The sequence below is a fragment of the Stenotrophomonas sp. 3diitr2024 genome, assembly GCF_042136455.1.
Taxonomy (GTDB): Bacteria; Pseudomonadota; Gammaproteobacteria; order Xanthomonadales; family Xanthomonadaceae; genus Stenotrophomonas; species Stenotrophomonas sepilia.
Map to the genome: position 1 here is coordinate 1 of NZ_JBHHMJ010000476.1, position 7,254 is coordinate 7,254.

Here is a 7,254-nt window from a genome sequence, read left to right on the forward strand (position 1 = left end):
GGCGGCCCCGCTGTGCGGGGCCGTCTTCTTTTGCGACGCGCTAGGCTGGGGGCATGAACTACATCGTGACCGCTGCGCACCGCAGCGAATTTCCGCACCCGATCACCCTGCGCCGCGGCCAGGCGCTGGTAGTGGGCGAACGCTATGAAGGCCCGGAGGGCTGGGACGACTGGTTCCTGTGCGAGGCCGAGGGGCAGCAGCCCGGCTTCGTGCCGGCGCCGGTGATCGGCCGCGATGCGCAGGGTGGCGCATTTGCCACGCAGGATTACTGCGCACGCGAACTGGATGTGGATCCGGGGCAGCTGCTGCGAGGGATGCGCACGCTTAACGGGTGGGCATGGTGCATGCCGGAGGCCGGCGAACCGGGATGGGTGCCGTTGGAGAAGCTGCGCGCTGTGGAGTGATCGCGGGGGTTCATCCACGCATGGCGTGGATCTACTGGGGCATCGTTGAATTCATGCCCGGCGCGTGCAACATCCTCAAGTAGATCCACGCCATGCGTGGATACGGTGCCATGCAAGCATGGCACCTACCCGGTCAGGGAATCAGGCGATGGTTTCCAGGCCGCCCATGTACGGGCGCAGGGCCTCCGGCACGGTGATGCTGCCGTCGGCGTTCTGGTAGTTCTCCATCACCGCGATCATCGCGCGGCCAACCGCCACGCCCGAGCCGTTCAGGGTATGCACCAGCTCAGGCTTGCCGGTGGCCGGGTTGCGCCAGCGCGCCTGCATGCGGCGGGCCTGGAAGTCACCACAGTTCGAGCACGAGGAGATCTCGCGGTAAGTCTCCTGCGACGGCAGCCAGACTTCCAGATCGTAGGTCTTCACCGCCGAGAAGCCCATGTCGCCGGTGCACAGCAGCACCTTGCGGTACGGCAAGCCCAGCTTTTCCAGCACCACTTCGGCACAGCGGGTCATGCGCTGGTGCTCGGCGTCGCTGTCTTCCGGGCGGCTGATCGAGACCAGCTCGACCTTCTCGAACTGGTGCTGGCGGATCATGCCGCGCACGTCGCGGCCACCGCTGCCGGCCTCGGCACGGAAGCACATCGAGTGGGCGGTCATGCGCAGCGGCAGGCGCTCGGCGTCGACGATCTCGTCGCGCACGATGTTGGTCAGCGGCACTTCCGAGGTCGGGATCAGGTACCGCGTGGAGTCGCCCACGGCGGTCTTGAACAGGTCGTCCTCGAACTTCGGCAGCTGGCTGGTGCCACGCAGCGAATCGGCGTTGACCAGCAGCGGCACGTTGGTTTCCTCATAGCCGTGCTCACCGGTGTGCAGGTCGACCATGAACTGGGCCAGCGCACGGTGCAGGCGCGCGATCGGGCCGCGCAGTACGGTGAAGCGCGAGCCGGACAGCTTGGCCGCGGTCTCGCCGTCCAGCCAGCCGTTGCGCGCACCCAGCTCAACGTGGTCGAGCACCTTGAAGTCGAACTGGCGCGGAGTACCCCAGCGCGCCTGCTCGACATTGTCGTTCTCGTCGGCACCGGCCGGCACGTCATCGGCCGGCAGGTTCGGGATCCCCATAGAGATCGCTTCGATCTTCTCGCGCAGCTCGTCCAGCGCTACTTCCGAGGCCTTCAGCTCGTCGGCGAATGCAGCGACCTCGGCCATGATGGCCGACACGTCCTCGCCCTTGGCCTTGGCCTGGCCGATGGCCTTGGAACGGCTGTTGCGCAGGCTCTGCAGCTCCTGGGTACGCACCTGGATGCGCTTGCGATCGGCCTCCAGGGACTCCAGGGCAGACACGTCGAGCTCGAAGCCGCGGCTGGTGCGCAGGCGTTCGGCGAGGTCGGCGGGCTGGTGGCGGAGCAGGGCTGGATCAAGCATGGCAGGTGTCGTGGTGGGTATCAGGGATGGGATTATCGCTTGTTATACGGATTTCTGCCGCCCGGTTCATTCCCGCCGTGGCAGAATCGGGGCATTCCGTACTGGTCCGGTCCATGTCTGCACCCCGCTCGTCGTCCGCCAAGTCGTTTACCGTGCATATCCCGCGCAACGCCCTGAAGATCGCCGGCATCGCCTTCGGCGTGGGCGTACTGCTGTTCGTGCTGGTCTGGTACACCGGTCGCGACAAGGAATTCTTCCGCGCCGACCCGGCCGCACAGACCCCGCAGGAGACGGCGCAGGTGGAACCGCTGCCCGAACCGCTGGCTGCGGCCGCCGGTTCCAGCGACATGCCCGATGCCAAGCCGGCCCCGGTCGAGGAGGAAGCCCCGAAGCTGGTCGAAACCCCGCCGCCACCGCCGGCGCCCGTCGCTGAAGCGGCCCCGGTCGCACCGGCCCCGGCGCCGGCTGCTACAGGCAACAGCCAGCCGATGCCGATTGCCGGCCAGTCGCCTCCACCGGCCTACCCGGCCGCCGCGCTGCGCGCCGGCGAGACCGGCAGCGTGGTGGTGCGCGTGGACGTGGATGCCACCGGCTATCCGAACAATGCCACGGTGATCCAGCGCAGCGGCTCACGCGAGCTCGACCGTGCCGCGACCGATGCGGTGCGCCGCTGGCGCTTCACCCCGGCGCAGAGCAACGGCCAGGCCGTACCGGGCAGCATTGAAGTGCCGTTCGACTTCAAGACCCAGTAACTGAACGTTTCCCGGCAGGCAAACTGAACCCTGCCGGTCGCGTTGACGCAACGCTGACACTTCCCGCCACTGGCCCGCGCAACACTCTCCCCGTCGTCCATTGACGGAAGGAGTTTGCGATGACCGCCACCACCCACGAAGACCTTCATTCGCCGCAGCTGCAGCAGGACGCCAGCGAACAGCACAAGCCCACGTCGCCCTGGATGTGGATCGCGCTGATCGTGGCGATGTTTGCCGCCGCGCTGCTCTGGCTGCGTCACTCGAACCAGGAAGACGTGGCGCCGGCACCGGTCGGCGAGCGCATGCTGCCCGCGCCCGAGCAGGCGCCGGTCGCCGATGTACAACAGCCTGCGGCCCGCCAGGCCGCAGCGACCGGCAACCAGCGCAAGGCCCCCCCTGCCGTACGCAATCGCGAGGCACGCCCGCTGGCAGGCAACAGCAAGCCGACCTACCCCGCTGCCGCGCTGCGCAATGGCGTGCAGGGCAGCGTGATCGCCAGCCTGAATGTCGATGCCCGCGGCCAGGTCACCAATGCTGCGATTGTTTCGCGCAGCGGCGAGCGCAGCCGTGACCTGGATCGTGCGGTGCTGAGCGCCGTGCAGAACTGGAAGTTCCAGCCGGCGATGCATGAAGGCCGTGCAGTGGCCAGTGTGGTGCGGGTCCCGGTGGATTTCCGTACCGGACAGCGTTGATCGCGGACGAGGGGTTCGTGATGTTTAGACGGAGGCTTCGGCCTCCGTCCTTTTATGCGGAGAAGCGTGCCGACCAAGGTCGGCACCTACCGGAAAACCTGATCGGCCGATCAGGCCAGGTTGAAGCCGGCGCTGCGTGCCAGGCCGTCGAAGTCCGGGAAGGAGGTGGCGACGTTGGCGATGTCGTTGATGCGCACTTCGCCGTCGCTGATCTGGCCGGCAATGGCAAACGCCATGGCAATACGGTGGTCACCGTGGCTTTCGATGGTGCCGCTGCCCAGGCGCACGCCCCCGTGCAGGGTGGCGCCGTCTTCGGTCTCGTCCACCTGCATGCCCAGCGCACGCAGGCCGGTGGCCATCGCCGCAAGGCGGTCGGATTCCTTCACTCGCAGTTCGGCCGCACCGCTCACCACGGTCTGGCCCTCGGCGGCCGCGGCGGCCACGAACAGCGCCGGGAACTCGTCGATCATGTCCGGCACGAGCGCTTCCGGAATGCGTGCGCCCTTCAGCGGGGCGTAGCGCACCACCAGGTCGGCCACCGGTTCACCGCCCTGTTCTGCCGGGTTCTCTTCGCTGATGTCCGCACCCATCAGGCGCAGCGCATGCAGCAGGCCAGTGCGACGCGGATTCAGGCCGACCTGCTTCAGGCGCAGCTCGGAACCGGGAATGATGCTGGCGGCGACCAGGTAGAACGCGGCCGAAGAGAAATCGGCGGGCACCACGATATCCGTGGCGCGCAGGCGCTGGCCACCGCGCAGGCGGGCCTTGCCCGGCGAAAACGCGATGTCCACGCCGAATGCGGACAACATGCGCTCGGTGTAGTCGCGGGTCGGGTGCGGTTCGGTCACGCTGGTTTCGCCCTGCGCATACAGCCCGGCCAGCAGCACCGCCGACTTGACCTGCGCACTGGCCACCGGCGAGGCGAAATCGATGCCGTGCAGCGCTTGGCCACCATGCACGTGCAGCGGCGGTGTGCCGTCGTCCTGGGTATCGATCCTTGCGCCCATCTGCGACAGCGGGCCGGTCACGCGGCGCATCGGGCGGCCGGACAGCGATTCATCGCCGATCAGCGTGCAGTCGAACGACTGCCCCGCCAGCAGGCCGGCCAGCAGGCGCATGCCGGTACCGGCATTGCCGCAATCCAGCGGTGCATCCGGCGCCTTCAGGCCATCGATACCGACGCCGTGCACGACGCGCTGCGACGGGCTGGGCGTTTCGATGCGCACCCCCAGCTGGCTGAAGATGCGCGCCGTGGCACGGGTGTCCTCACCTTCCAGGAAGCCCTCGATGTGCGAGGTGCCATCGGCCAGCGCGGCAAACATCACCGAGCGGTGCGAGACCGACTTGTCGCCGGGAATGGTCAGGCTGCCCTGCAGCGGCTGGCCCTTGCGGGCTATCCAGTGTTGCGCGTTGCTCATCGTTCGATCATTCCGTAAACACCGGCAGCGCCGGCGATGCATCAGGGAGTGGCGGCTGTTGCCGCCGCAGCAGCACTCAGGGCACGGCCACCGGATAGGAGCCCAGCACCTTGATCTGCGCCGAGTGCGCTTCCAGTTCGGCCAGCGCGGCCTGCATCGGCGCGTCGTCGATGTGGCCGGCCAGGTCGATGAAGAAACCGTACTCCCACTTGCCGTGGTGTGACGGCCGCGACTCGATTCGGTTCATGCTGATGCCGTGGCGGGCGAACGGGCTGAGCACGTCGAACAGCGCACCGGGCTTGTCATGGATGAACACCAGCACCGAGGTGCGGTCGTGCCCGGAGGTCGGGAAAATGTTGCGACCCACCACCAGGAAGCGGGTGGTGTTGTCGGCATCGTTCTGGATCGGCTTGGTGACCACCTTCTTCAGGCCGTACACGTGGCCGGCACTCTCGCCGCCGATGGCCGCCGCGTCGTCGGCGTTGCGCGCACGACGCGCGCCTTCGGCGTTGCTCGACACCGGAATCTTCTCGGCCTTCGGCAGGTTGGCGCGCAGCCACGCCGAGGTCTGCATGAACGACTGCGGATGCGCGTAGATGCGCTCGATGTCCTCGATGCGGCCGCTGCGCGACATCAGGAACTGCTGCACGCGCAGTTCCACTTCGCCGCAGATCTTCAGGTTGGAGGTCAGGAACATGTCCAGGGTGATCTGGATGGTGCCCTGCCCCGAATTCTCCACCGGCACTACGCCGAAATCGGCGTTGCCCGCTTCCACTTCCTGGAACACCTCTTCGATGCTGGCCATCGGCAGGCCCAGCGCGGAGCGGCCGAAGTGCTTGAGTACGGCCTGCTGGCTGAAGGTGCCTTCCGGGCCGAGGTAGCCGATCTTCAGCGGCTCCTGCTGGGCCAGGCAGGCCGACATGATCTCGCGGTAGACGTGCACCAGCAGTTCATCGCTGAGCGGGCCTTCGTTGCGGTCCACCACCATGCGCAGCACCTGCGCTTCGCGCTCGGGGCGGTAGTAGTCGACGGCGGCGGCGAGCTTGCCCTTGGCCTTGCCGACCTGGTGGGCGAAGCGCGCGCGCTCGGCGATCAGGCTCTGGATGTCGCGGTCGATCTGGTCGATCTTCGAGCGCACATCGGCCAGCGCCAGCGGCGCCAGGGTGGGTGCCGGGTTCGAGGTGGCCTTGGCCTTGCCCTTCGCCTTGGTGGGCACGCTGTCCTTGGCCGGTTCGGCCTTCTTCGGCGCCTTCTTGCTGGATTTGCTGCTTGCCATCGGAATTCCTTGTTGCGGGGCACGCACCCGACGGTGCGCGCCGTTCATTGCTCAGCCGTGACGCTGCTGGAAATCGGCCATGAAGGCGACCAGCGCCTCGGCCCCGGCCAGCGGCATGGCGTTGTACAGCGAGGCACGGATGCCACCGACGACCTTGTGCCCCTTCAGCGCCAGCAGGCCAGCGGCCTTGGCCTCGGCCACGAAGCGGGCATCGAGATCGGCATCGGGCAGGAAGAACGGGATGTTCATCCGCGAACGGGCCGCGTGTGCAACCTCATTGCGGTAGAAGCCGCCGGAACCGTCGATGGCGCCGTACACCAGCGCGGCCTTGGCGGCATTGCGCCTGGCGAACTCGGCCACGCCGCCCTCGGCCAGCATCCACTTGAACACCAGGCCGGCCAGGTACCAGTTCCAGGTTGGCGGGGTGTTGAGCATCGAATCGCGGGCGACATGCGAGCGGTAATCGAAGATGTCCGCGCGTGGCTGGCCACTGCGCTCGAGCAGGTCGCGGCGGATGATCATCACCGCGATGCCGACCGGACCCAGGTTTTTCTGCGCACCGGCATAGATCACGCCGTAGCGGCGCACGTCCAGCGGCTCGCTGGCAATGGACGAACTGAAGTCGGCCACCAGCGGCACATTGCCGGTATCGGGCACATCACGGAACTCGACGCCGTGGATGGTCTCGTTGGCGGTGATGTGCACGTAGGCGGCATCCGGCGAGAGCTGCCAGTCGGCGTGCGGCGGCAGCGTGCGATAGCCATCGGCCTCGCTGCTGGCGGCGATGTTGACGTCCACGTAGACACCGGCCTGCCTGACCGCGGTCTTGCCCCAGTGGCCACTGACCACGTAGTCGGCACGCTGGCCGGGGGCGGCGAAGTTCAGCGGGATCAACGCCTGCTGGGTGGTGGCACCACCGGACAGGAACAGCACCGCATAGTCTTCGGGGATATCGAGCAGGCGACGCAGGTCGGCCTCGGCCTCGGCGGCCACGGACATGAATTCCGCGCCGCGATGGCTCATTTCCACGATCGAAGCGCCGGACCCGTGCCAGTCCAGCATTTCCGCCTGCGCCTGGCGCAGGACCGATTCCGGCAAGGTCGCAGGGCCGGCACTGAAGTTGAACGCGCGCGTCATGTCACACCTGTGGGGCAAGACCCCTAGTATGCCGCAGTGCACCAGCCTTGCGGCCTTGTGCGGCAAGGGAAATTTGGTTTCATCGGAATCCATCGGCAACGCGACCGGGTAGTGCCGGCCGCTGGCCGGCAACCTAACGGATTCGGGGCGGCG

7 protein-coding genes are annotated in these 7,254 nt (G+C 67.4%); 3 read left to right on the forward strand and 4 right to left on the reverse strand.

Annotated elements, in window-relative coordinates; genetic code table 11:
- Positions 1-53: 53 nt before the first annotated feature.
- Positions 54-404, forward strand: a complete 351-nt coding sequence (locus ABGA94_RS12095) for a ligand-binding protein SH3 (protein WP_065178648.1) — start codon at positions 54-56, stop codon at positions 402-404.
- Positions 405-545: 141 nt separating this feature from the next.
- Here the strand turns inward: ABGA94_RS12095 and serS are convergent, their stop codons facing one another.
- Positions 546-1,826 (reverse strand): serine--tRNA ligase, encoded by a 1,281-nt coding sequence (serS, locus tag ABGA94_RS12100; protein WP_061478958.1) that lies wholly within the window; start codon positions 1,824-1,826, stop codon positions 546-548.
- Between the two features lie 113 nt (positions 1,827-1,939).
- Here serS and ABGA94_RS12105 point away from each other — a divergent pair, with 113 nt between their 5' ends.
- A complete protein-coding gene (locus ABGA94_RS12105) occupies positions 1,940-2,578 on the forward strand; it encodes an energy transducer TonB (protein WP_005417291.1) in 639 nt (212 codons plus the stop codon).
- 119 nt (positions 2,579-2,697) lie between these two features.
- A complete protein-coding gene (locus ABGA94_RS12110) occupies positions 2,698-3,270 on the forward strand; it encodes an energy transducer TonB (protein ID WP_375367392.1) in 573 nt (190 codons plus the stop codon).
- A gap of 110 nt (positions 3,271-3,380) precedes the next feature.
- Here ABGA94_RS12110 and aroA read toward each other — a convergent pair whose 3' ends face one another.
- The 3 genes from aroA to serC form a co-directional block, all read right to left on the reverse strand.
- Complete coding sequence (gene aroA, locus ABGA94_RS12115) at positions 3,381-4,688, reverse strand: 3-phosphoshikimate 1-carboxyvinyltransferase (protein WP_053497273.1); 1,308 nt, start codon at positions 4,686-4,688, stop codon at positions 3,381-3,383.
- A gap of 76 nt (positions 4,689-4,764) precedes the next feature.
- Entirely contained in the window at positions 4,765-5,964 is a 1,200-nt protein-coding gene (gene pheA / locus ABGA94_RS12120; RefSeq protein WP_049414995.1) for a prephenate dehydratase, read from the reverse strand.
- A gap of 51 nt (positions 5,965-6,015) precedes the next feature.
- Positions 6,016-7,101 carry a 3-phosphoserine/phosphohydroxythreonine transaminase gene (gene serC / locus ABGA94_RS12125; protein ID WP_375367394.1) on the reverse strand — a complete coding sequence of 362 codons (1,086 nt, stop codon included), beginning with the start codon at positions 7,099-7,101 and terminating at the stop codon, positions 6,016-6,018.
- Positions 7,102-7,254 lie beyond the last annotated feature (153 nt).

Excerpts from the sequence above, each read along its gene's own strand:
- ABGA94_RS12095 (WP_065178648.1), top strand. The coding sequence starts at position 54 with ATGAACTACATCGTGACCGCTGCGCACCGCAGCGAATTTCCGCACCCG.
- serS (WP_061478958.1), bottom strand. The coding sequence starts at position 1,826 with ATGCTTGATCCAGCCCTGCTCCGCCACCAGCCCGCCGACCTCGCCGAA.
- ABGA94_RS12105 (WP_005417291.1), top strand. The coding sequence starts at position 1,940 with ATGTCTGCACCCCGCTCGTCGTCCGCCAAGTCGTTTACCGTGCATATC.
- ABGA94_RS12110 (WP_375367392.1), top strand. The coding sequence starts at position 2,698 with ATGACCGCCACCACCCACGAAGACCTTCATTCGCCGCAGCTGCAGCAG.
- aroA (WP_053497273.1), bottom strand. The coding sequence starts at position 4,688 with ATGAGCAACGCGCAACACTGGATAGCCCGCAAGGGCCAGCCGCTGCAG.
- pheA (WP_049414995.1), bottom strand. The coding sequence starts at position 5,964 with ATGGCAAGCAGCAAATCCAGCAAGAAGGCGCCGAAGAAGGCCGAACCG.
- serC (WP_375367394.1), bottom strand. The coding sequence starts at position 7,101 with ATGACGCGCGCGTTCAACTTCAGTGCCGGCCCTGCGACCTTGCCGGAA.